Origin of the sequence: Propionivibrio dicarboxylicus (assembly GCF_900099695.1) — a bacterium.
Classification (GTDB): Bacteria; Pseudomonadota; Gammaproteobacteria; order Burkholderiales; family Rhodocyclaceae; genus Propionivibrio; species Propionivibrio dicarboxylicus.
The window spans coordinates 379,740-402,347 of the sequence record NZ_FNCY01000001.1 but is presented as its reverse complement, the minus strand read 5'-3'; the positions used below and the strand labels follow the sequence as shown (position 1 = coordinate 402,347).

Sequence of the window (22,608 nt, the reverse complement as noted above, 5' to 3'; positions counted from 1 at the left end):
TGGGCTTGCCCTATTCGGCCTTCTTGGCCGGGCGTCGCGGTGCCGGACGTTTGGCGGCCGGGGCTTTGGCAGGGGGTTCTGGTTCTTCGGCGATGGCAATGGCGCCGGGGGTGTTCGGTTGTCCAACGTAGACGGTTCCACCGGTCAGGCGGATCGGGATAATCGTGAAGCGGTTGCCGATGTCGACGTCCTTACGGAAAGTGCCGCTTCCGGTTTGAAATTCGATCGATTGAGTACCGACGGGCAAGGTGGCGCGAGCGACTGAGATCCGCTCGGGGAGCATTCGCCAGCTGCGATCGTCGGCTTGTTCGCTGACCACACTGACGGCCGTGGTCAGCAGTCCGGTGACGGCGCCGGCCTTGTTGGCCTGCTCCTGGGCGACGGATTTCAGAACGGCGCGAATGACCGTACGCAGCACAATGCCGGGCATTTGATCCTTGAGCTGGCGTCTGGCCATGACATCCAGATTAGCCAGTGTTTCCACCGGGATCTGTCGCTTTCCGGCATTGATCGCATTCGGGACAAAACCTTTGTATTCGGATTTGACCAGCGGGAATGACAGTGGCGTGGCAATCAGCCCTTTCTTGCCGGTCGGGATCGGAATCGGCACGGTGATCGATTTCCAGGCCGGGGCGAAGCCCGATTCGATGATGAACAGCACGTCCGATTCTTTCGGGCCGGGCTTGCGGCGTCCTATCTCGCGCAGTCCGGCCTGGGTGATGCGCAAATTCGGCGCCAGTTGCAGGGCGTTGCGATAGCCGGGTTCGGCCATTGACGGTTCGCCGGTGACTTCAAAGAAATAGCCGGCGAGGTAATGCGAGAGCGCGTTCTGGTAGCCGTTCTTGAGTCCCGTGACTTCGGGTGCATCAAGTTCAGCCATGGGATAACCCTTCATGTCCTTGACCGTGATGCCGACGTCCTGCTGTTTGGCGTCTTCCTGCAGTTTGTCGTATTCCTTCTCCCGGAAGCTTTCGATCAGCTTTTCGCGCTCGACCGTTTTTTTCATCTCGATGCGCGCGAGATCGTAACTGCCTTGCATGATGTGGCTGAGCATCAGCTTCGTCGACAGCATTACTTTTTCAAAGTCCTGGCCGTCATAACGCCGGGTCTTGTCGTTGATCAGGTAACTGCCGATGTCGCCGAGCACCTTGTTGGCGTCGGACTTGACCGCATCCTCCCAGTCGCGGATGAATTCATCGGCTTTGAGCCAGGAGTCCTTGCTGGCGGGATAGCTGCTGTCGAGCGCGAGCAACTCCCCCTTTTCGAGGTAATAGAGGAGATCCTTGTCCTTGACGAGGACGCCGGGTTCATTGTTTTTCTCAAGCAGGTCGAAGGCCTTCTTGACCGAGCCGCCTTGCACGAGTTGCACCGTTTCCCGCAGCTCGCTGTCGTACTGGCGCATCGGATTTCCCGCACAGCCGCCCAGAAGAACGGTCCCTGCGACGACGAACAGCCCGAATCCCCTCGTGCCCATGTCCTGATCCCCTCGCGTTTTCCGTGTTACGCAAACGGAATGTATTTGTAATCATTCTCCTACATTTTAGTCTGCGTCGCATGGCAATTGATGCCAAATGCACGTCAACTGTGCACGTCCTCCGGGCACGCCTGTCCGTGATGCGTTCGCGGGTACAATACGGTTTGAATCGGTAGGGAAACTGAAATCAAGGATCGCTGTTTATGACAGGTCATCTTTATATCGTCGCCGCGCCATCCGGGGCCGGGAAAACCACGTTGGTTCGACTGCTACTGGAAAACGATCCCGATATCTGCCTGTCCGTGTCGACGACGACCCGGCTGCCCCGGCCGGGGGAGCAGGACGGGCGGGAATACCATTTTGTCGACGTGCCGATTTTCCTGGAGCATATCGGCGAAGGGGCGTTCCTCGAATGGGCCGAGGTGCACGGAAATTATTACGGTACGTCGAAGCAGTGGATTGCCGAACAGATGGAGGCGGGGCGCGATGTTCTGCTCGAAATCGACTGGCAAGGCGCGCAACAGGTGCGCAAAGCCTTTCCGGCTGCGATCGGGGTGTTCATTCTGCCGCCCTCGCTGGTGACTTTGCAGGAGCGTTTGTCAGGACGGGGAACCGATTCGGCGGAGACCATCGCTCGCCGGATGGCGGCCGCGCGCGACGAGATGAGGCATGTGGATGAGTTCGACTATGTTATCATCAACGACGACCTGCACCAGGCGCTGGCGAATCTCCAGTCGGTGATTTTCGCCTCCCGTCTGCAGTACGAAAGCCAGCGGCAGCGACATTCGGCGCTATTTGCCGCACTTCTCCGATAACCACCAGGATTCATCATGGCCAGAATTACCGTTGACGATTGTATTCACAGCATCCCGAACCGTTTCCAGATGACATTGGCAGCGACCTACCGTGCCCGTCAGATCACGTCGGGCGCGTCGCCGATGGTCGATGTCGATCGCGACAAACCGACGGTGATCGCACTGCGCGAGCTGGCCCAGGGGTTGTATGGGCTGGAAGTGCTCAATCGCGGACAGGCCTGATTATCGCCGGGCGGCGTGGTGAATCCGTATGTGTGCCGATGTGACCGGAAGTGATTCTGACGATCATGCCGTTCCCCCTGCCAGGCCGCCGCTCCCCGGGCATCAAATAGACGATCCGGCGTTCCGGGTTTTTCTCGATTCGCTGGCGTATCTTGAGCCGGATGAAATCCGGCAAGTTGTGGACGCCTACCTGTTCAGCGAGGAAGCACATCGAGGCCAGACCCGTCTTTCGGGTGAGCCCTATGTGACGCATCCGCTCGCTGTTGCCGGTGCGCTGGCCGAATGGCGGATGGATGTCCAGGCGATCATCGCCGCCCTGCTTCATGACGTGATGGAGGATACGGCGGTCTCGAAAGCCGAGATCGCCGCGCATTTCGGCAAACAGGTAGCCGATCTGGTCGATGGGCTGTCAAAACTGGAAAAAATCGAATTCCAGTCGTATCAGGACGCCCAGGCCGAAAATTTCCGCAAGATGCTGATGGCCATGGCGCGCGATTTGCGCATCGTGCTGATCAAGCTCGCGGATCGCTTGCATAACCTGCAGACAATGGCGCCCTTGCGGCCGGAAAAGCGCCGCCGGATTGCCCATGAAACGCTGGAGATTTACGCGCCGATTGCGACCCGGCTCGGTCTCAACAACATCTCGCGGCAGTTGCAGGATCTGTCGTTCAAGCAGATTCACCCGACGCGCTTCAACGTACTGACCAAGGCGGTCAAGGCCGTGCGCGGCAATCGGCGCGAGTTGCTGTCGAAAATCCTCGACGGCATACGCGGCAAGTTGCAGGAAGCGCATATCGAGGCGGGCGTCTTCGGGCGTGAAAAGAGCCTCTATTCGATCTATCACAAGATGGTCGAGAAGCATCTGAGCTTCTCGCAGGTGCTCGATATCTACGGGTTCCGGATTATCGTCCGTGACATCCCTACCTGTTACCTAGCGCTGGGTGCGCTGCACAGCCTGTACAAGCCGGTTCCGGGAAAATTCAAGGATTACATCGCGATTCCCAAAGGGAACGGCTATCAGTCGCTGCATACGACGTTGATCGGTCCCTATGGCACGCCGGTGGAGATCCAGATCCGCACGCAGAGCATGCATCATGTCGCGGAAGACGGCATCGCGTCGCACTGGCTCTACAAGGATAGCGAGGAAAGCGGCGCCGAACTGCAGGTCAAGACGCACAAGTGGCTGCAGTCGCTGCTCGAATTGCAGAGTTCGTCGGGCGATTCCTCCGAGTTCCTCGAGCACGTCAAGGTCGATCTCTTTCCCGACGAAGTGTATGTGTTCACGCCCAAAGGCAAGATTCTGGCGTTGCCGCGTGGCGCGACCGTGGTCGATTTCGCTTATGCCGTTCACACCGATGTCGGTCATCGCTGCGTCGCCGCGCATATCGATCACGAGCTCATTCCGCTGTCGGCCGAGCTCGCCAACGGTAATCAGGTCGAGATCATCACGGCGCCGCATGCCAATCCCAATCCGGCTTGGCTCGGTTATGTCAAGACGAGCCGGGCCCGCAGCAAGATTCGCCAGTTCTTGAAGCTGCAACAACAGGAAAGCGCCAGCGCCCTTGGTGAAAACATGCTCGAGCAGGAGTTGCGGGCCTTGGGTGTCGTCCCCTCTGAGATTCCGGCGGCGGTTTGGGATCATGTGGTTCGCGACGCCGGCAAGAAATCCCGGCGCGATATTTTTGCCGACATCGGCCAAGGGCGCAGCCTCGCCGTCGTCTACGCCAGACGCCTGGTCGAGCACGAGGAGGTGCAGCAAGGCAGCGAGCGGGAGGCGATTCCTCTGGTAATTCGCGGAACGGAAGGCGTCGCCATTCAGTTGGCCACCTGTTGCTGCCCGATTCCGGGCGACCCGATCATCGGTTTGCTCAAGGAAGGCCAGGGGCTGCGGATTCATACGCATGCCTGCCGTTCGGTGCGCCGGTCGCGCAGCATCGAGCCCAACAGCTGGATTCATGTCGATTGGGCGCCCGATCCGGGGCTGATGTTCGACGTGCGAATCAAGGTAATGATCCGCAACACGCGTGGCGCGCTGGGGCGTGTCGCCACGGGAATTTCCCAGTCTGGCTCGAATATCCGCCAAGTCACCATGTCCGGAGAGAATCCCGGGCTGACGTCGGACCTGCATTTCCTCATCCAGGTTTCGGATCGACCGCATCTTGCCAAGCTGATGCGCCATTTGCGTCGCGTCCCGGATGTCATCCGGATCATCAGGGAACAGGAGTAGCGCGTGATTGCCGCGACCGCCGACGCCAGCGCAAGGGGTGCGGTCGGTTTTCGGCGAGCGGGGGTTGCCGGCAGCACCGTCGGCACCGTAGGGTGTCTCGTTACTACGACCTTGCACTAAGCCATGCTTTTCGATACTCACTGTCATCTGGATGCGCCCGAGTTTGATCGGGATCGTCCTGCAGTGGTGGCCGCGGCGCGCGACGCGGGCGTTGACCGGATGCTGGTTCCTGCCGTTGCCATCGCCAATTTCGCGGCGGTCCGCAGCTGTTGCGAGCGCTATGCGGGTTGCCGCCCGGCCTATGGCATCCATCCACTCTACGTTGGATCTTCTGACGAGGCTGATCTCCGGGCGTTACGCCGGTATTTACAGGCTGAAATCGATGGCGTGCTCTCGCCGGTGGCGATCGGGGAAATCGGACTGGATTTTTTTGAGGCGGCGGGCAATGTCGATCGGCAGGCGCATTTTATGCGCGAGCAACTGCGTATCGCCGCCGATTTCGACCTGCCGGTCGTTCTGCATGTCCGCCGCGCTGTGGAAGCCGTGCTCGGGCAACTGCGTGCGATACCGGTGCGCGGCGGGATTGCACACGCATTCAATGGCAGCCGCGAGCAGGCGGAGCACTTCATCAAACTCGGATTCTGCCTGGGGTTTGGCGGTGCCATGACCTATTCCGGATCAACCCGCATTCGCCGGTTGGCGGCGACCTTGCCGATCGAATCGATAGTCCTGGAGACTGACGCGCCGGATATCGCTCCCGCCTGGCTTGGTGGGGATAGCGGCCGTGCGCGCAATACGCCGGATCAGCTTCTGCGCATTGCCGCGGTGCTGGCCGAGTTACGGGAGATGCCGGTCGCGGATATCATCGAAGCGACCGCCCGAAATGCGTGCCGTTGCCTGTATATGACAGAGTGATTGGTCGGTGACGGTTGGGCGAGAGGCGTTTTGAGCGCATTCGCGGACGACTACATGGTTGAGTAGTCGTCCCTATGGCATTGAACGGGAAAGGGTTTTTAAGCACGGGCTCGCGTCGGAGGCCGGGTTCGCGCGATTTGACGGAGGGGGGCTGTTGTCGGCGGTACAATTAAGCGCCATAATTTCAAGTGGTTTTACATAAACGGCCGCCCGTTTTCGGGACGGTCAGTAGGCGCTGGTCGTAGCAAAATTCGCGTTTCGCGAGAAAGGATTAAGCGTGAATATTTATAAGGCAGACGTTGTTATCGTAGGGGGAGGGGGGTCTGGTTTGCGCGCAGCAATCGCCGTGGCGCAGTCTGATCCTTCACTGAAGATCGCACTGGTATCGAAGGTCTATCCGATGCGCAGCCATACCGTTTCGGCGGAAGGCGGCGCGGCCGGCGTCAAGCGTGATGACGACAATTATGATCTTCATTTCCACGACACCGTTGGCGGTGGCGACTGGCTGTGCGAGCAGGATGTCGTCGAGTATTTCGTTCAGCAGGCCCCGATCGAGCTGACCCAGCTCGAGCATTGGGGATGCCCGTGGAGCCGCACCCCCGAAGGCAAGGTCAATGTCCGTCCCTTCGGCGGCATGAAGATCGAGCGGACGTGGTTCGCTGCGGACAAGTCCGGATTCCACATTCTCCACACCTTGTTCCAGACATCGATCCAGTTTCCCTCGATCAAGCGTTTCGACGAGCATTTCTGCGTCGACATTCTGGAAGAAGATGGTCGTTGCCAGGGCATCGTCGCCGTGGAAATGGCCACCGGTGAATTCACGATGATTCAAGGTAAGTCGGTGATCGTCGCTACCGGCGGTGCCGGCCGTATCTTCCGCGAGAGCACGCTGGGCGGTATCGTTACCGGCGACACGCAAGGCGCGGTGTTCCGCCATGGCGTGGCCCTGCGCGACATGGAGTTCGTGCAGTATCACCCGACCTGCATGCCGATCACCGGTCTGCTGTTTACCGAAGCGTGCCGCGGTGAAGGCGGCTACCTGGTCAACAAGGACGGTTACCGTTATCTGCAGGACTACGGTCTCGGACCGATCGGCGACAAGCCGAAGAACAAGTACATGGAACTCGGCCCGCGCGACCGCCTGAGCCAGTCGTTCTACTTCGAAATGCAGAAGGGCCGCGTCTTCGAAGATCCGGTGCTCGGCAAGCACGTCCATCTCGATCTGCGCCATCTCGGCAAGGAGCGTCTGCACGAGCGTCTGCCGCTGATCTGCGAAATGGCCGAAACCTTCCTCGGTATCGATCCGGCGACGCAACCGATCCCGGTGCGTCCGGCGGTGCACTACACGATGGGCGGTATCGCCACCGACAACAAGTGCGAAACGACGCTGCGCGGCCTCTACGCGATCGGCGAATGCTCGAACGTCGGTCTGCACGGCGCGAACCGTTTGGGCTCGAACTCGCTGACCGAACTCGTCGTGTTCGGCAAGCTGGCCGGCGACGAAGCCGCCAAGACGGCCAAGTCGGTTGGCTTCGGCAACACCGACAGCCTGCACAAGCAGGCCGAAGCGATCGAGAAGCGTGTTACCGCATTCAAGGCGCAGACCGGCGGCAAGGAGCGGGTCGCCACTATCCGCAAGGAAATGGTGCAGACCATGGAAGACGGCTGCGGCATTTATCGCGTCCATGACACCATGCAGACGACCTGCGACAAGCTGGCCGAACTGCGTGAGCGCTTCAAGAACGTCGAACTCGACGACAAGTCGAGCGTGTGGAACACCGATTGGCTGACGGCCATCGAGCTCGATTATCAGCTCGACGTGGCTCAGGCTATCGCGTATTCGGCAATCAACCGCAAGGAATCCCGTGGCGCGCATCAACGTCTCGACGGGTACGAGCAGCGTGACGACGTGAACTTCCTCAAGCACTCCGACGCGTTCTATGTGCAGGGTGCTCTGCCCCGCATCCAGTACGCCGATGTGAAGATCACCAAGTCCCAACCGGCCGCTCGCGTCTATGGTGCGGCGGGTGAAAAAGCCGACGCGGAAAGGAAAGCCTCCCATGTCTGAACAGAAATTCATTGAAATCGAAGTGTTGCGCTACAAGCCGGAGAGCGATGAAGCGCCGCATTCGGAGGTCTATAAGGTGCCCTTCACCGACGATATGTCGGTGTTGCAGGGCGCCCAGTACATTAAGGACAACTTCGACGGTTCGCTGACCTATCGCTGGTCGTGCCGGATGGCCATCTGCGGTAGCTGCGGCATGATGATCAATGGTGTGCCGAAGCTTTCCTGCGAGACCTTCATCCGCGATTACTACCCGAACCGCATCACGATCGAGGCGCTTGCGCATTTCCCGATCGAGAAGGATCTGGTGGTCGATCTTTCCGGTTTCATCGAGAAGCTCGAAAGCGTCCAGCCGTACATCATTCCGGCCGAGAAGCGTTCGCTCGATCAAGGTGAATACATCCAGACGCCGGCGCAGGTCCAGGACTACATGCAGTTCACTTCGTGCATCAACTGCACGCTGTGCTATGCCGCATGTCCGCAATTCGGTCTGAATCCCGACTTCATCGGTCCGGGCGCGATGGCGTTGCTGCATCGCTACAACATGGACTCGCGTGACGGCGGCGCCGAGCAGCGGATGGAACTGGTGGCGTCGGAAGAAGGCGTCTTCAATTGCAGCGCAGTCGGTTACTGCTCCGAAGTCTGTCCGAAGCACGTCGATCCGGCCAACGCCGTCAATATCAACAAGACCAATGCAGCGAAGGATTACTTCCTGCGCTTCCTGTCGCCGAAAGGGGGTGCCAAGTGAGCAAGCGTAAACCTTATGTCCGGTCGATGGATGGGTGGTGGAAGAAAAACCCGTTCTTTGTCGAATATGTGATCCATGAGAGCACTGCGCTGTTCGTGCTGGCGTATGCGGTGACGCTGCTGGTCGGGCTGATCCGTCTCGGTCAGGGTGAGGCGGCTTGGAATGGCTGGCTGGCCGCACTGCAAAGTCCGGGCGCCTTGGTCTTCCACCTGGCGCTGCTGGTGGCGATCGCTTACCACGCTTATACGTGGTTCAAGATCATGCCGATCACCCTGCCGCCGATCCGGGTTGGCGGCGAGAAACTGTCGCCCTGCGCGATCATCACCGGCGGTCTGGTTGCCGCCGCGGTCGCGAGTCTCGGACTCATCGTTCTGGTTTGGAGGATTGCCGCATGAAAACTCGTAAGCGTTCGAATGCCCCGATTTTCTGGGGCCTCTTTGGGGCTGGCGGCATGCTGTCGGCGTTGTTCGGGCCGGCCCTGGTGTTCATCACCGGTCTGGCTGTGCCGCTGGGCCTGCTGTTGCCGCAAGGGACGATGAGCTATCCGAAGATGCTTGCCTTCGCCCAGAACTTCATCGGCAAAGGCTTCATCTTCGCCGTGATCGCCCTGTTCATGTGGCATGCCGTGCACCGGATCTACCATTCGCTGCATGAATTCGGCATCCACGCCGGTATGGGCGCCAAGCTCCTGTGCTATGGCTCGGCCTTTGTCGGGACGGTGATTTCGGCCGTCGTGTTGCTGGGAGTTGGGTTCTGATCTGAGGATATTCCTCGAATCAGCCAACGGGCGCGTGAGCGCCCGTTTTCTTTTTAGGCGGCAAAAATACTTTTGTACGTCAAAAACAACATTTGTATAGAATAGCGTTTTGGATTCGGTTGGCCTCATCGCCTGCCGTGTTGATCATTGTCTGATTCGATTTCGTTGACGCCAAGAGAAATGCCGAAGAACCGTGATGAACCCGTCATTCAAGGCGGGGAGCAACTGCGTGCGCGCATAGCCTGGTATTACTACGTGGCCGGCCTGACTCAGCAGGAGATTTCCGATCGTCTCGGGATTGCTCGCGCACGGGTGAACAAGATCGCCGGACAATTGCGCGAGGACGGCTCGGTGGTTGTCGATATCCGCTTGCCGCTGGCGGGGTGTGTCCAGCTCGAAGAGCAGTTGCGCGATCTGTACGGGCTCAAGTGCGTGTCTGTCGTGCCTTCGGTCGATGACGATGAACAGCAGCGTCGGATGATCGGCGACGCGGCCGGCGTGATGCTGGATACGCTGATTGAGGATGATCAGTGCTTTGCCGTTGGCTGGGGGCGGACGCTGAGCGCGAGCATCAAACGTTTGCGTTCGCGATCGCTCAAGGGCAGCGCAGTCGTCTCGCTGATGGGCGGGCTGATGCGCGCTTCCGAAACGAACTCCTTTGACGTGTCGACTGAACTTGCCAGAACTTTGGGCTCCGAGTGCTATTTTGTGACGGCGCCGGTGTACTGTCCGAGCATCGAGAGCCGCGAGATTTTGTTGACCCATAGCGGCGTCAATGAAGTCATGGCGCGCGCCCGTAAGTCGAATTTGGCGATCGTTTCCTGCGGCGATCTGACGCCGGGAACGAAGATGACCTCGCTGAGTTCGATCGGCAGTGTGCGCGATCGTCTACCCGAGTTGAAGCGAATGGGCGCCATCGGCGAAATTCTCGGTACCTTCCTCGATGCCGACGGTCGGCCGGTCGATCACATGCTCAACCAGTGCGTGATTGCGCTGCCGCCTCAGGATCTCAAATCGATTCCGCACAGCATCCTGATTTCCGGCGGGGTTTACAAGGCGAACATCATCCAGGCGATCCTGACGGCCGGGTATGTCAACTGCCTGGTCACCGACGAGGCGGTTGCCCAACGGCTGGTCGCGCAGCGGAAGTAAGCGAACACTCTTCTCGCTTGGCCGCCCGGTATTTCGAGCCTGAAGCTAACCGAGTTTCAGATGGCGTCCTTGACACGGTCCCAGGTCCGTGTCAAATGATCGACGAGCGCCGCTGACAGTCTCGGGCCGTCGCGGGCCTCAAGCGCGGCAATCATTTCTTCGTGATCGGCGACGGCGCCCGACCAGGTGTCGTCGTTTTGGTCGCCGAGATAGCGGATACGTCGCATTTTCGATTGCAGGATGTCATGCACCATCGCCAGCGAGGCATTGCCCGCCAGCACGATCAGTGCCGAGTGAATCTGCTGGTTTTTCTTGAAGTACTGCAGACGGTCGCCGGAGCGGTAGAAAGCCAGCATTTCGTCATGCAGCGTCCGGACGGCACCGATCTGCGCATCGCTGGCGTTCTGGCAGGTCAGGGTGCCCGCCAAATGTTCCAGTGAACTGAGCACCTCAAGCATGTCACGAACATCCTTCGCCGTCAGCACACAGACCATTGCGCCGCGTCCCGGCACAAGTTCGACCAGCCCTTCCATGGCCAGCACCTTGAGCGCTTCGCGTAGCGGCGTGCGGGAAACGCCGAGTTGCTGACCGAGTTGCCCTTCATTGATGCGGGTGCCGGGTAGCAGTACGCCCTCAATGATCATGTCGCGTAGCCGGGAGACAACAACGCTATGCAAGGTCGGCCGATCGATCGGGGTGATGGCACCGTCGGCCAGGTCGGAATCGAGGCTTGGAATGGCGGCGTCTTGAGTGTTCATGCGAATTTCCTGCGAGGGTTGGTGCGCTTCGATAGGAGCGAACGATACCACGGACGTCAAAAAATTTTTCTTTGAACGTGTTGCATTCTGAATTCAGAATACATGATAATGGATCAAACATCAAAGCGTTTGGATGTGGATCGACCCGAGTTCACCCCAAGGAGGCTCTACCGTGAATCTTTCACTTCCCACTATCGCCCTGGCCATGGGCGATCCCGCCGGCATCAGTCCGGAACTGACCGCCAAGTTGCTGGCGAACGACGAGGTCAGGGCGGCAGCCCAGATCGTTGTTTTCGGCGATCGGCGCATCCTGGCCGAGGGCGCACGCATCGCCGGCGTCACGCTGGATATTGCCGTGGTTTCGCCCGAGGTGGCCTATGACGCGTCGCCGCGTCCGGTGCTGATCGATCTCGGCCATCTGGCGCTCGAGACGGTCAAACGCGGTGAAGCGACGCCGGAAGGGGGCGCCTTCGCACTCGAGAATTTCCGCCGTGCGCTGCTCATGGCAAAGGAAGGCAAGGCCGATGCGGTGTGCTTCACACCTTTCAACAAGAAGGCCATGCGCTACGTCTATCCCAAGTACGACGACGAAATCCGCTATGCAGCCGAGATCACCGGATTTACCGGGCCCGCGCGCGAGTTCAACGTGCTGGACTCGTTGTGGAATTGCCGCGTTACTTCACATATCCCGCTCTCCCAGGTGGCCTCGTCCTTGACGGCCGAGGGCATCGTCGCGGAGTTGGATCTTGCCGACCGGTGCATGCGTGAGTCTGGGCTGGCGAACCCGCGCATTGCCGTTGCCGGATTGAACCCGCACGCCGGTGATGGTGGCAACTTTGGTCGCGAGGAGATCGATATCATTGAACCGGCAGTGAAACTGGCGGTGAGCAAGGGCTACAATGCTTCGGGACCGTACCCGGCGGACACGGTCTATGTGCGGGCGCGGAATGGCGAGTTCGACGGCGTCCTGACCATGTATCACGATCAAGGCCAGATCGCCATGAAGCTGATGGGCTTCGATCGCGGCGTCACGATGATGGGCGGGTTTCCCTTCCCGATTTGCACGCCGGCCCATGGCACTGCTTACGACATCGCCGGGCGCGGTATCGCCAATCTCGGCGCCAGCAAGGCTGCATTGTTGTTGGCGGCGCGCATGGCGGCGAGAAATCGGGCTGCAAAGAATACATAACAAGAACAGAGTTGCATCAGGGGTTGCATAAACGTTGTTTTCATCACGTTTCAATTCGCACACGAGGAGTCAAACAATGTTCAAGACAGGAATGATCGCCACCTTGCTGGCTACCGCATTCTGTGCCGCTGGCGCACACGCCGCATGGACGCCCGACAAGCCCGTAGAGTTTGTCGTGACCAGCGGCGCCGGTGGTGGCACCGATATTTTCACCCGGACGATTCAGTCGATCATCGTCAAAAACAAGTTGATGGATGCGCCGATCGTCGTCGTCAACAAGGGAGGCGGTGCTGGCAGCGAAGGCTACGTCTATGGCGCGAGCGAACAGAGTAACCCGTACCGCGTGACTTTCGGCACCAACAACGAATATCTGCTGCCACTGGTCGCCAAGATGGGTTACGCGACCGAAAGCTTCACGCCGGTCGCGGCGATGGCGCTCGATGAATTCCTGATCTGGGTCAATGCCAAGTCGCCGTACAAGGACGCCAAGGGCTTCATCGAGGCAGCCAAGAAGGGTGACGGCCTGCGCATGGGCGGTTCGCAGTCGAAGGATACCGATCAGACGCTGGTCAGCATCGTCAGCGATGCGACCGGCGCCAAGTTCAACTACATCCCCTTCAAGAGCGGCGGCGAGGCGGCGATTCAACTGGCGGGTGGCCACATTGATTCGAATGTGAATAACCCGAACGAAAATATCGGCCAGTGGAAGGCCAACATGATCCGTCCGCTCTGCGTCTTCAGCCCGAAGCGCATGATGGCGGGTCCGAAGGTGACCAAGGAGATGAGTTGGTCCGACATCCCGACCTGCAAGGAAAGCGGGATTCCGGTCGAGACCTACCAGATGCCGCGCACGATCTGGCTGGCGGCCGGTGTTTCGCCGGACGTGGTCGCGTTCTATTCCAGCGTGATGGACAAGGTGCGTCAGACGTCGGAATGGAAAGCGTACATCGAGAAGACTTCCCAGACCGAAACCTTCATGGCGGGTGAGGATCTGCGCAAGTACATCACGCAGGACACGGCCCGGGCGTACGGCGTCTTCAAGCGCGAAGGCTGGCTGGCGAAGTAATCATTCGGGATCGCCGGGGAGCGGCGCGGGGCGCCGCTCCAATTGAAACACTCAAGGAGTTGGACTATGCGAACCACGTCCGGGGTGCTGCTATCCCGTTTCGCCATGGAAATCGCGACCGCGCTGGTGACCGCGTCAATCGGCGCCGTCGTCTGTTTCGGATCGCTGGAGTTCGGCACCGGATGGGGCGATGCCGGTCCCCAGCCGGGTTATTTCCCGTTTTACGTCGGCTTGATCCTGATCTTCGCCAGCGGCGTCAATCTGGCGATGGCGCTTGTTCATCACCGCGAGCGGCTGGAAGCCTTCCTGACGACCGAACAGGCGCATCGTGTCACCGCCTTCTTCGGTCCCATGTTCTTGTTTGTGTTGGTGTCCTCGTTCCTCGGGGTCTATGTCGGCATGATCCTGTACTTGTTCTGCGTGATGGTGTTCCAGGGGCACTATCCGGTCCATAAGGCGCTTGCTGTGGCTTTGTCCGCTGCCGTCGCCAACTATTTCCTCTTCGAAGTGTGGTTCCAGGTTCCCTTGCTCAAGGGGCCGCTCGAAGCGATGCTCGGCATTCACTGAGTGCATTGATCCGGGAACAAAGCGCACACCGCAATAAATCATTCTGGGGAGTTTGCGTTGGACAATTTCAGTAACTTGCTCGACGGCTTTTCGATTGCGTTTTCGCTCTTCCACCTGGCGCTGATGGCCGTCGGCGTCTTGCTGGGTATTCTGGTCGGGGTGTTGCCCGGGCTCGGGGCGCCGAACGGCGTGTCCTTGCTGTTGCCGCTGACCTTCACGATGGACCCGGTGTCGGCCATCATTCTGCTTACCAGTATGTACTGGGGCGCCCTGTTCGGCGGGTCGACGACCTCGATCCTGTTCAATATTCCGGGCGAGCCTTCTTCGGTGGCGACGACCTTCGACGGCTATCCGATGGCGCAGCAGGGACATGCGACGCACGCCCTGACGCTGGCCTTCATGTCGGCGGGGTCCGGTGCGATGTTCGGCGTTGTGGTCATCACGCTCTTGTCGGGATGGGTCACCGAGTTTGCGTTGCAGTTCAGTTCGCCCGAGTACTTTGCCGTCTTCCTGCTGACTTTTGCCAGCTTCATCGGCATGGGCAGCGGTTCGGCCTGGAAGGCAGTCGTCTCGATGATGCTCGGCTTCGCTTGCGCGACGGTCGGCATGGATGGCATTTCCGGCAACATGCGTCTGACATTCGGCTTCTCGGAACTCGTCAAGGGCATCAGTTTCCTGGTGGCGGTCATCGGCCTCTTCGGTCTGGGCGAGCTCATGCAGACGATGGAAGAGGGACTGCGTTTCGACGGTATCCATGCGCGCATCCGCATTCGCGATGTGTTCAAGGCGGTTGCTTCGATGCCGGGACACTGGCTGACGCTGTTGCGGAGCGCCGTCATCGGTTGCTGGATGGGCATCACGCCGGGCGGGCCGACGGCCGCATCGTTCATGAGCTACGGTCTGGCCAAGCGTTTCTCGCGCAACAAGGACAATTTCGGCAAGGGCGAGCCCGCTGGGGTGGTGGCGCCGGAGACTGCCGATCACTCGGCCGGAACCTGCGCGATCCTGCCGATGTTGGCGCTGGGCGTACCGGGGTCGGCAACGGCAGCGGTAATGATGGGGGGGTTGATGATCTGGGGCCTGACGCCCGGACCGATGCTGTTTATCGAACGGCCGGATTTTGTCTGGGGCACGATCGCCAGCATGTATCTGGGCAACGTCATGGCCGTGGTCCTGGTGTTGGCGACGGTGCCGATGTTTGCTGCGATCCTGCGCATTCCGTTCTCGATCATCGGTCCGCTGATCGTTGTCGTCTGTTTCATCGGCGCCTACACGATCAGTGGTTCGCGGCTCGACCTGTGGCTGGCCCTGCCCTTCGGCGTGTTGGGTTACGTGTTCAAGAAACTCGGTTATCCGATCGCGCCAATGGTGCTGGCCATGGTCTTGGGGGACAAGGCGGAGGATGCCTTCCGCCAGTCGATGATGATGTCCAAGGGGTCGCTCAGCATCTTCTGGACCAATTCGCCGCTGGTGGCGACGATCATGGTGCTGGCGGTGTTGCTGCTGTCCTGGCCGCTGGTCAGTGCCGTGCTGAAGCGCTTCCGCAAGGTGGCCTGACGATTTCCAACTGCAATAAAAAGGCCCTCGCCGCGGCGAGGGCCTTTTACTTTCTGGCTGGCAGTCTTACTTCCGAAGGACGCCGGTGACCGCTTCTTCCACCTTGGCGGCAGTGATGCCCAGGTATTCGAAGACCTGCGCGGCGGGGCCGCATTCGCCAAAGCGGTCGATCCCGACGACGGCACCTTCAAGACCGACATAGCGGTACCAGCCCGTCGTCGAGCCGGCTTCGACGGCGACGCGCGGAATGCCGCGCGGCAGCACGCTGTCGCGGTAGGCGGCGTCCTGTTGGTCGAAGACGAAGTTCGACGGCATCGAGACGACGCGAACCGGAATGCCCTTGTCGGCGAGCGCCTGCTGTGCGGCGACGGCCAGCGACACTTCCGAACCGGTGGCGATAATCACCGCCTTCGGTGTGCCGGCGCAGTCCTTGAGCACGTAGCCACCCTTGCGGATGGCGGCGACTTGGGCAGCGTCGCGCGCGTTATGCGCGAGATTCTGGCGGGTGAGGATCAGCGCCGTCGGCGTCTGGCGGTGTTCGACCGCGATCTGCCAGGCGACGAAGGCTTCGACGCTGTCGCAGGGACGCCAGACATCGAGGTTCGGGATCATGCGCAGCGTTGCCGTCTGCTCGATCGGTTGGTGCGTCGGGCCGTCTTCGCCGACACCGACCGAGTCGTGCGTGAACACGTAGATCGGGTTGATCTTCATCAGCGATGCCATACGGATGGCGTTGCGGGCGTATTCCGAGAACATCAGGAAAGTGCCGCCGAAGGGGCGGAAACCGCCGTGCAGGCAGAGACCGTTCATGATCGCTGCCATGCCGAATTCACGCACGCCGTAGTGCAGGTAGTTGCCGCCTTGGGCGATGGTTTCGGGCTTGATTTCGCGGCAGCCCTTCCACATTGTCAGGTTCGACGGTGCGAGGTCGGCCGATCCGCCGACGAATTCCGGCATCAGCGCGGCGAGTGCCTGGATGGCGTTCTGCGAGGATTTGCGCGTGGCGATGACTTCGCCCTTCTCGGCGACAGCCTGGAGCGCCTCGGTGGCTTTGGTGGCGTAATCGGCAGCGAGATCGCCGGCCATGCGGCGCTCGAACTCGGCGGCGAGTTCCGGGAAAGCCTGACGATAGGCGGCGAATTTGGCCGTCCAGGCCGATTGCAGCTGGGCGCCGGCAGACCGTGCATCCCAGGCGGCGCGCACGTCGGCGGCAATTTCGAAGGGCTCGGCAGTGATGCCGAGCGCGGCACGGGTGGCGGCGACTTCGTCCTTGCCGAGGGGGGCGCCGTGCACGTCGTGGGTGCCGGCCTTGTTCGGCGAGCCCTTGCCGATGACGGTCTTGCAGCAGATCAGCGTCGGCTTGTCGCTCTGCGCCTTGGCGGCGGCGATGGCGCGGTCGACGGCGTCGACGTCGTGGCCGTCGACATTGCGGATGACATTCCAGCCGTAGGCTTCGAAGCGCTTCGGCGTGTCGTCGCCGAACCAGCCTTCGACGTGGCCATCGATCGAGATGCCGTTGTCGTCATAGAGGGCGATCAGCTTGGACAGCTTCCAGACACCCGCCAGCGAGCAGACTTCGTGCGAGATGCCTTCCATCAGGCAGCCGTCGCCGAGGAAGGTGTAGGTGTAGTGGTCGACGATGGCGTGACCATCCTTGTTGAACTCGGCGGCGAGCAATTTTTCCGCCAGCGCCATGCCGACGGCGTTGCCGATGCCCTGGCCGAGCGGTCCGGTGGTCGTTTCGACGCCCGCCGTGTGGCCGACTTCGGGGTGGCCCGGGGTCTTGCTGTGCAGTTGGCGGAATTTCTTCAGCTCGTCGAGCGGGAGGTCGTAGCCGGTGAGGTGCAGCAACGAGTAGATCAGCATCGAGCCGTGGCCGTTCGAGAGCACGAAACGGTCGCGATTGGCCCACTTGGGATCGGTCGGGTTGTGCTTGAGATGGCGGTTCCACAGTGCGACGGCGATTTCGGCCATGCCCATCGGGGCGCCGGGGTGTCCGGAGTTGGCGGCCTGGACGCCGTCCATTGCCAGAATGCGGATCGCATTGGCCAGAGAAGTCGGTGTTGCCATGAGAGTGCTCCTGAATTGGTGAGTGGCAGTGCGCACAAGAAAGCCGGCCGGGGCAGCTGCCCCGGCCGGATTGAGAGTTTGCTAGCCGATCTTGAAGGCCAGCGAGTCGGCGCCGCTATTGAGTGCGACGGTGATGGGTTGCTGCAGGGCGGTCGGGCCCCAGATCTGACGCGGTCCGGGAGAAGCGAAGCAGTCGTCTTCCGACCAGGTGGCACGATGCGCGACGAAATACTGCATGGCCGGTGCACCGGTCTTGACCAACGCTTTCTCGATGACGAATTCGTCGTGGCCGTGACGGCGTTCGATATTGAGCAGGCCCGGCAACGGAATTGCCTTGGGTACGCCGCCGCTCGTCAGTGCGGTGATCGTCGCCATGTAGCCGGTGCGGCCGTCGAGGATCAGCGACCCGGCGGTGAGGCCGAGGTTGTAGGTATAGGCGGCATCGAACAGGGTCGGCGCGCCGCAGCGCCCTTCGTAGCCGAAGAAGTGGTTCATTGTCGCAAACGGCACCTTGGCGTCCATGGCCTTGAGCGCGCGCTTGGTCATGTCGATCAGCAGTTGCTCGGTCGGGATCAGCGACACCTGCAGGTTGCCGTGCGAATCCCGCTCGGCCAGCAGCATGTCGACGATGTAGCCGGGCAGCGAGGTGAAGAGCGCGGCGCTGTCAGCCGACAGAAGCTCGGCGACGAAGGCCGGACGCTCGGCTTTCTCGAGCTTCTCGAAGGCGGCAGCCTGTTGCGCCAGCACATCGTTCAGTTCGGCGATCAGAGCGCCCATTTCGGGGATGAATTCAACCACGCCTTCGGGGATCACGACGACGCCATGATGAATGCCCTTCGCGGCGCGCTTGACCACGGCCTGGGCGATGTCGTTGGCGATCGAGCTCAGCGATTGCTTCTTCTCGGCGATTTCTTCGGAGATCAGCGTGATCGCCGGTTGCGTTTGCAGACCGACCTCGAGCGTGACGTGCGAGGCCGAGCGGCCCATCAGCTTGATGAAATGCCAGTATTTCAACGAGGAACGCGTGTCCTGCAGGATGTTACCGACCATTTCGGCGTAGATCTTGGTGGCCGTGTCGAAACCGAAGGAGATCGGCAGCAAATCGCCGATCTGCAGATCGCCGTCGATGGTTTTCGGCACGCCGATGACCTGGACGCCCGAGCCGTCGGGCTTGATGCCGGTATAGAGGTATTCGGCAAGGACGGCGGCGTTGGTGTTCGAGTCGTCGCCACCAATGACGACGATGGCATCGAGATTGTGCTTGATGCAGGTTTCCTTGACCTGGGCGAATTGCTCGGGCGTCTTGATCTTGGTGCGGTCGGTGCCAAGGAAATCGAAACCGCCGGTATTGATGATGTTATTGACGTCGGCGTCGGTGATCTCGAAAAGGTTGCCCTTGAGCAGGCCTTTCGGGCCCGGCTTCACGCCGAACAGCGTATTGCCGTTACCGAGCACGCGCTTGATGCCGCAGACGACGTTATGGCCGCCGGAGGCCGGGCCGCCGGAGAACAGCACGGCGACGCGCTTGCCCTGCGCGACCTTGGGGTTGGCGCCGACACCTTCGAGCACCTTGTTACCGGAGGCCTTGACGGTATTCGGGAAGGACTCGGCAACCTTGGCACTGTCCTTGGTGCCCAGAGTTTGCGCGGTGTCCTTGAACTGAATGGCGGTCGGTTGGGTCGACGATTCGAACACGCTGCAGACGGGGAGGGGAAGCTGGCGCACGGCCTGTTCGAAAATGGAGTTGTGTGCGGCGATTCCCTGAAATTTCGCGATAGGTGAGTTCATAGCTTCGAATGATGGGATAGGAAAAAAACAGGAGACATCATGAACCGGGGGCGCTTCGCTGAAACATCATGCTAATGTACATTTGTTCATTTCAAAATACAAATGAAATATGATTTTGCGGTATTCCGGGTTCCGGACGAATGAAAAGAGGCGCAAAATCGAATTTTATCCTTTTATCCATCAGGCACGAGGAACGTAAATGGCTGGAAGTTTGCTCGAACAACTTAAGACGATGACGGTCGTGGTCGCCGATACCGGCGATATCCAGGCGATCGAGGCGTTCACGCCGCGCGATGCGACGACCAATCCGTCGCTGATCACGGCAGCGGCACAGATGCCGCAATACCAGGGCATCGTCGACGAAACACTGATGCAGGCGCGGCGCGATTGCGGTGCTGTCGCAGAAGCGGCTCAGGTCGTGTCCTTGGCCTTCGACCGGTTGGCGGTCGCCTTTGGCCTCAAGATCCTTCAGATCATCCCGGGACGCGTATCGACCGAGGTCGATGCGCGCCTGTCCTTCGATGTCGACGGGACGATTGCCAAGGGGCGCCAGTTGATTGCCCAGTATGAAGCCGCCGGCGTTTCGCGCGAGCGTGTGCTGATCAAGATCGCGTCGACCTGGGAAGGCATCCAGGCGGCGGCCGTGCTGGAAAAGGAAGGCATTCACTGTAATCTGACGCTGCTCTTCGGGATGCACCAGGCAGTGGCCTGTGCCGAGGCCGGTGTGACGCTGATTTCGCCGTTTGTCGGCCGCATTCTCGACTGGTACAAGAAGGATTCCGGCCGCGCGAGCTATGCGCCGCATGAAGATCCCGGTGTCGTTTCCGTCACGCAAATTTATAACTACTACAAGAAGTTCGGCTATCAAACCGAAGTGATGGGCGCAAGCTTCCGTAACGTCGATGAGATTACCGAACTGGCGGGCTGCGATCTACTGACGATCGGGCCGTCGCTATTGAAGGAACTGCAGGCCACGCAGGGCGAATTGCCGCTTAAGTTGGACGCCAAGGTGGCGAAGACGGTCGCAATCGAACGCATTCCGATGGATCAGGCGATTTTCGCGAAGATGCATGTCGCTGACCGCATGGCTGACGAGAAATTGGCAGAAGGCATCGCCGGTTTCACTCAGGCGCTTGAAACGCTGGAAGCTCTCCTGGCCAACCGGCTCAAGACGCTGGAAGCTTGAGATTTTTAGGGGCCGGCGAATGCCGGCCCGTCCGGAAGTGCAGGCAGGAAAACCGGCCTTCATCGCGTGTCATCGCCGCTACTCGCCCGAGTAGCGTGGGGCTGGAACTACTCTGGTAGGTAGTTCCAGCGTTTTCTTTCCTCTCTATGATTGCGTCCGCTCAGGCGAGGCGCAACAACTCTGTTGAGAGCAAGACAGACCTCGCGTTCCGGGTGCCGTTCGTGATCAGCCGGGGGGCTGTTTTTTCTTCTTTGCTCGTGGATTGGCCAGGACGCTGGCGCAGCAGGGGCTCATGCCGTGCGCCACACTCGAATTGCTGGAGCAGACATTCATGGTTTCGACACACTCCGCCGACACGGTCGGCAGCCTGGGGCTATCTTTGCGGGGCTACGACCTGCTAGACAACCCGCTGTACAACGAGGGAACGGCCTTTACGCAGGAGGAACGCGACGGCTTCGGTTTGAACGGACTGTTGCCGCCGCACGTCTTTTCGATCGATGAACAGATCAAACGGCGGATGGACGCGTTGCGTGCGTTGCCGACCGATTTTGATCGGCACGTTTTCATGCGCGAACTGCAGGATACGAACGAGACGCTGTATTACGCCTTGCTGACGCGCAACATCGAAGAGCTTCTGCCGATCATCTACACGCCTTCGGTCGGCCTTGGCTGTCAACGTTTCAGTCGTATCTACAAACGTCCGCGCGGCCTCTTTTTGAGTCTGCCGCACAAGGATCGTCTCGACGAAATCTTCGCCAATCCCCGCTTCGACACCGTCGAGTGCATCGTTGTCACCGACGGCGAGCGCATCCTCGGACTCGGTGATCTCGGTGCCGGCGGCATGGGGATACCGATCGGCAAGCTCGCCATCTATTCGGCGGCCGGCGGCATCAATCCGGCGACGACACTGCCCATCACTCTGGATGTCGGTACCAACAATGCCATCCTGCTCGAGGACCCGATGTATATCGGTCTGCATCAACGGCGTACCACCGGGCAGGCGTACGACGACTTCATCGAAGCGTTTGTCCAGGCGGTCATGAAGCGCTGGCCGAATGTCCTGCTGCAATGGGAAGACTTCCACAAGACCAACGCCAGCCGTCTGCTCGAACGCTATCGTGACCTTCTGTGCTGCTTCAACGACGATATTCAGGGGACGGCGTCCGTGACGACCGGGGCGCTGATGGCTGCCGTGCAGATCACTGGCGAGGCCCTCGTCGATCAACGCATTGTCATCCTTGGCGGCGGTTCGGCCGGGATTGGCATTGCCGACCTGATCAAGCGGGCAATGGTGGAAGCGGGGCTGAGCGATAGCGACGCCGCCCGCCGCTTCCATATTGTCGGCCGTCACGGACTGGTGACCGACGCGACCGAGAATCTGGAGCCGTTCCAGAAGGCCTTTGTCCAGGATCGTCGGTATGTTGCCGACTGGCAACTTGATCAGGCCGGGCAGATTGCCTTGCTCGATGTCGTGCGCAACGTCAAACCGACGGTGCTGGTTGGCGTATCCGGCCAAGCCGGCGTTTTCACCGAGACGATCATCCGGGAAATGGCACGTCATGTGGCTCGTCCGATCATTTTCCCGCTCTCGAACCCGACCGCCTGTGTCGAGGCGCAGCCGGCCTCGGTAATCGAGTGGACCGACGGCCGTGCCATTGTCGGTACCGGCAGTCCCTTCGCGCCTTTTGAGTTCCAGGGCAAGACGCACACGTTTGCGCAAACCAACAACTCCTACATTTTCCCTGGCGTTGGATTGGCGACTTTGGCCGTCAAGGCACGTCGTGTCAGCGACGGGATGTTCCTGGCGGCGGCCCGAGCCCTGGCTGCCTTGTCGCCGGCGCGGACGCAGGTTGGCGCTGCTTTGCTGCCGCCGCTCAACGAAATGCCCCGGGTGTCGCGCGATATTGCCGTGGCCGTTGCCCGTCAGGCGCGTGCTGAAGGGCTGACCGCCGACCTGAGCGACGCACAGATCGATGCTTTGATCGACGCCAAATTCTGGCGGCCCGAGTACAGCCCGTATCACTATGTCGAGGGCGGCCACCGCTGATCCGC

General features: G+C 60.3%; 19 protein-coding genes. 15 read left to right on the top strand and 4 right to left on the bottom strand.

Annotated elements, in window-relative coordinates; genetic code table 11:
- Positions 1 to 10: 10 nt before the first annotated feature.
- Positions 11 to 1,474, bottom strand: a complete 1,464-nt coding sequence (locus BLR25_RS01945) for a COG3014 family protein (RefSeq protein WP_143009729.1) — start codon at positions 1,472 to 1,474, stop codon at positions 11 to 13.
- Between the two features lie 203 nt (positions 1,475 to 1,677).
- Between BLR25_RS01945 and gmk the strand changes: the two genes are divergently transcribed.
- The 9 genes from gmk (at position 1,678) to BLR25_RS01900 (ending at position 10,375) form a co-directional block, all read left to right on the top strand.
- On the top strand, positions 1,678 to 2,289 hold the full coding sequence (gmk, locus tag BLR25_RS01940; RefSeq protein WP_091932523.1) for a guanylate kinase: 612 nt from the start codon (positions 1,678 to 1,680) through the stop codon (positions 2,287 to 2,289).
- A gap of 15 nt (positions 2,290 to 2,304) precedes the next feature.
- A complete protein-coding gene (rpoZ, locus tag BLR25_RS01935) occupies positions 2,305 to 2,511 on the top strand; it encodes a DNA-directed RNA polymerase subunit omega (RefSeq protein WP_091932520.1) in 207 nt (68 codons plus the stop codon).
- Positions 2,512 to 2,539: 28 nt separating this feature from the next.
- Positions 2,540 to 4,738 carry a RelA/SpoT family protein gene (locus BLR25_RS01930; RefSeq protein ID WP_091932517.1) on the top strand — a complete coding sequence of 733 codons (2,199 nt, stop codon included), beginning with the start codon at positions 2,540 to 2,542 and terminating at the stop codon, positions 4,736 to 4,738.
- A gap of 123 nt (positions 4,739 to 4,861) precedes the next feature.
- Complete coding sequence (locus BLR25_RS01925; RefSeq protein WP_091932515.1) at positions 4,862 to 5,653, top strand: TatD family hydrolase; 792 nt, start codon at positions 4,862 to 4,864, stop codon at positions 5,651 to 5,653.
- Between the two features lie 277 nt (positions 5,654 to 5,930).
- Positions 5,931 to 7,721 (top strand): fumarate reductase (quinol) flavoprotein subunit, encoded by a 1,791-nt coding sequence (gene frdA, locus BLR25_RS01920; RefSeq protein WP_091932514.1) that lies wholly within the window; start codon positions 5,931 to 5,933, stop codon positions 7,719 to 7,721.
- A complete protein-coding gene (locus BLR25_RS01915) occupies positions 7,714 to 8,466 on the top strand; it encodes a succinate dehydrogenase/fumarate reductase iron-sulfur subunit (protein ID WP_091932512.1) in 753 nt (250 codons plus the stop codon). The genes frdA and BLR25_RS01915 overlap by 8 nt, the downstream gene beginning before the upstream one ends.
- Positions 8,463 to 8,861, top strand: coding sequence for a fumarate reductase subunit C (locus BLR25_RS01910; protein WP_091932509.1), 399 nt, complete (start codon positions 8,463 to 8,465; stop codon positions 8,859 to 8,861). The genes BLR25_RS01915 and BLR25_RS01910 overlap by 4 nt, the downstream gene beginning before the upstream one ends.
- Positions 8,858 to 9,223: a fumarate reductase subunit FrdD gene (gene frdD / locus BLR25_RS01905; protein WP_091932506.1), complete on the top strand. Its 366-nt coding sequence runs from the start codon at positions 8,858 to 8,860 to the stop codon at positions 9,221 to 9,223. The genes BLR25_RS01910 and frdD overlap by 4 nt, the downstream gene beginning before the upstream one ends.
- Before the next feature lie 180 nt (positions 9,224 to 9,403).
- The gene (locus BLR25_RS01900; RefSeq protein WP_091932503.1) at positions 9,404 to 10,375 is read left to right on the top strand and encodes a sugar-binding transcriptional regulator; all 972 of its coding nucleotides are present in this window, start codon (positions 9,404 to 9,406) and stop codon (positions 10,373 to 10,375) included.
- A 56-nt stretch (positions 10,376 to 10,431) separates the two neighbouring features.
- Here BLR25_RS01900 and BLR25_RS01895 read toward each other — a convergent pair whose 3' ends face one another.
- Entirely contained in the window at positions 10,432 to 11,133 is a 702-nt protein-coding gene (locus BLR25_RS01895) for a GntR family transcriptional regulator (protein WP_091932500.1), read from the bottom strand.
- A gap of 133 nt (positions 11,134 to 11,266) precedes the next feature.
- Here BLR25_RS01895 and BLR25_RS01890 point away from each other — a divergent pair, with 133 nt between their 5' ends.
- The 4 genes from BLR25_RS01890 to BLR25_RS01875 all read left to right on the top strand — a co-directional run bounded on the left by BLR25_RS01890 (position 11,267) and on the right by BLR25_RS01875 (position 15,512).
- The gene (locus BLR25_RS01890) at positions 11,267 to 12,322 is read left to right on the top strand and encodes a 4-hydroxythreonine-4-phosphate dehydrogenase PdxA (RefSeq protein ID WP_091932497.1); all 1,056 of its coding nucleotides are present in this window, start codon (positions 11,267 to 11,269) and stop codon (positions 12,320 to 12,322) included.
- A gap of 76 nt (positions 12,323 to 12,398) precedes the next feature.
- A complete protein-coding gene (locus BLR25_RS01885) occupies positions 12,399 to 13,388 on the top strand; it encodes a tripartite tricarboxylate transporter substrate binding protein (protein WP_091932496.1) in 990 nt (329 codons plus the stop codon).
- Positions 13,389 to 13,454: 66 nt separating this feature from the next.
- On the top strand, positions 13,455 to 13,955 hold the full coding sequence (locus BLR25_RS01880; protein ID WP_176785710.1) for a tripartite tricarboxylate transporter TctB family protein: 501 nt from the start codon (positions 13,455 to 13,457) through the stop codon (positions 13,953 to 13,955).
- Positions 13,956 to 14,012: 57 nt separating this feature from the next.
- On the top strand, positions 14,013 to 15,512 hold the full coding sequence (locus BLR25_RS01875; protein ID WP_091932494.1) for a tripartite tricarboxylate transporter permease: 1,500 nt from the start codon (positions 14,013 to 14,015) through the stop codon (positions 15,510 to 15,512).
- A 66-nt stretch (positions 15,513 to 15,578) separates the two neighbouring features.
- Here the strand turns inward: BLR25_RS01875 and tkt are convergent, their stop codons facing one another.
- Together tkt and BLR25_RS01865 are read right to left on the bottom strand one after the other, a co-directional pair.
- Positions 15,579 to 17,582, bottom strand: coding sequence for a transketolase (gene tkt, locus BLR25_RS01870; RefSeq protein ID WP_091932493.1), 2,004 nt, complete (start codon positions 17,580 to 17,582; stop codon positions 15,579 to 15,581).
- A gap of 81 nt (positions 17,583 to 17,663) precedes the next feature.
- On the bottom strand, positions 17,664 to 19,370 hold the full coding sequence (locus tag BLR25_RS01865) for a diphosphate--fructose-6-phosphate 1-phosphotransferase (protein ID WP_091932482.1): 1,707 nt from the start codon (positions 19,368 to 19,370) through the stop codon (positions 17,664 to 17,666).
- A 199-nt stretch (positions 19,371 to 19,569) separates the two neighbouring features.
- Between BLR25_RS01865 and BLR25_RS01860 the strand changes: the two genes are divergently transcribed.
- Both BLR25_RS01860 and BLR25_RS01855 read left to right on the top strand, forming a co-directional pair.
- Entirely contained in the window at positions 19,570 to 20,556 is a 987-nt protein-coding gene (locus BLR25_RS01860) for a transaldolase (protein ID WP_091932481.1), read from the top strand.
- Between the two features lie 292 nt (positions 20,557 to 20,848).
- Complete coding sequence (locus BLR25_RS01855) at positions 20,849 to 22,603, top strand: NAD-dependent malic enzyme (protein WP_218122594.1); 1,755 nt, start codon at positions 20,849 to 20,851, stop codon at positions 22,601 to 22,603.
- Positions 22,604 to 22,608: the final 5 nt, after the last annotated feature.

Bases quoted from the DNA above. Each gene is read 5' to 3' on its own strand.
- BLR25_RS01945 (WP_143009729.1), bottom strand. From the start codon at position 1,474: ATGGGCACGAGGGGATTCGGGCTGTTCGTCGTCGCAGGGACCGTTCTT.
- gmk (WP_091932523.1), top strand. From the start codon at position 1,678: ATGACAGGTCATCTTTATATCGTCGCCGCGCCATCCGGGGCCGGGAAA.
- rpoZ (WP_091932520.1), top strand. From the start codon at position 2,305: ATGGCCAGAATTACCGTTGACGATTGTATTCACAGCATCCCGAACCGT.
- BLR25_RS01930 (WP_091932517.1), top strand. From the start codon at position 2,540: ATGTGTGCCGATGTGACCGGAAGTGATTCTGACGATCATGCCGTTCCC.
- BLR25_RS01925 (WP_091932515.1), top strand. From the start codon at position 4,862: ATGCTTTTCGATACTCACTGTCATCTGGATGCGCCCGAGTTTGATCGG.
- BLR25_RS01915 (WP_091932512.1), top strand. From the start codon at position 7,714: ATGTCTGAACAGAAATTCATTGAAATCGAAGTGTTGCGCTACAAGCCG.
- frdD (WP_091932506.1), top strand. From the start codon at position 8,858: ATGAAAACTCGTAAGCGTTCGAATGCCCCGATTTTCTGGGGCCTCTTT.
- BLR25_RS01900 (WP_091932503.1), top strand. From the start codon at position 9,404: ATGCCGAAGAACCGTGATGAACCCGTCATTCAAGGCGGGGAGCAACTG.
- BLR25_RS01895 (WP_091932500.1), bottom strand. From the start codon at position 11,133: ATGAACACTCAAGACGCCGCCATTCCAAGCCTCGATTCCGACCTGGCC.
- BLR25_RS01890 (WP_091932497.1), top strand. From the start codon at position 11,267: ATGTGGATCGACCCGAGTTCACCCCAAGGAGGCTCTACCGTGAATCTT.
- BLR25_RS01885 (WP_091932496.1), top strand. From the start codon at position 12,399: ATGTTCAAGACAGGAATGATCGCCACCTTGCTGGCTACCGCATTCTGT.
- BLR25_RS01880 (WP_176785710.1), top strand. From the start codon at position 13,455: ATGCGAACCACGTCCGGGGTGCTGCTATCCCGTTTCGCCATGGAAATC.
- tkt (WP_091932493.1), bottom strand. From the start codon at position 17,582: ATGGCAACACCGACTTCTCTGGCCAATGCGATCCGCATTCTGGCAATG.
- BLR25_RS01865 (WP_091932482.1), bottom strand. From the start codon at position 19,370: ATGAACTCACCTATCGCGAAATTTCAGGGAATCGCCGCACACAACTCC.
- BLR25_RS01860 (WP_091932481.1), top strand. From the start codon at position 19,570: ATGGCTGGAAGTTTGCTCGAACAACTTAAGACGATGACGGTCGTGGTC.
- BLR25_RS01855 (WP_218122594.1), top strand. From the start codon at position 20,849: ATGCCGTGCGCCACACTCGAATTGCTGGAGCAGACATTCATGGTTTCG.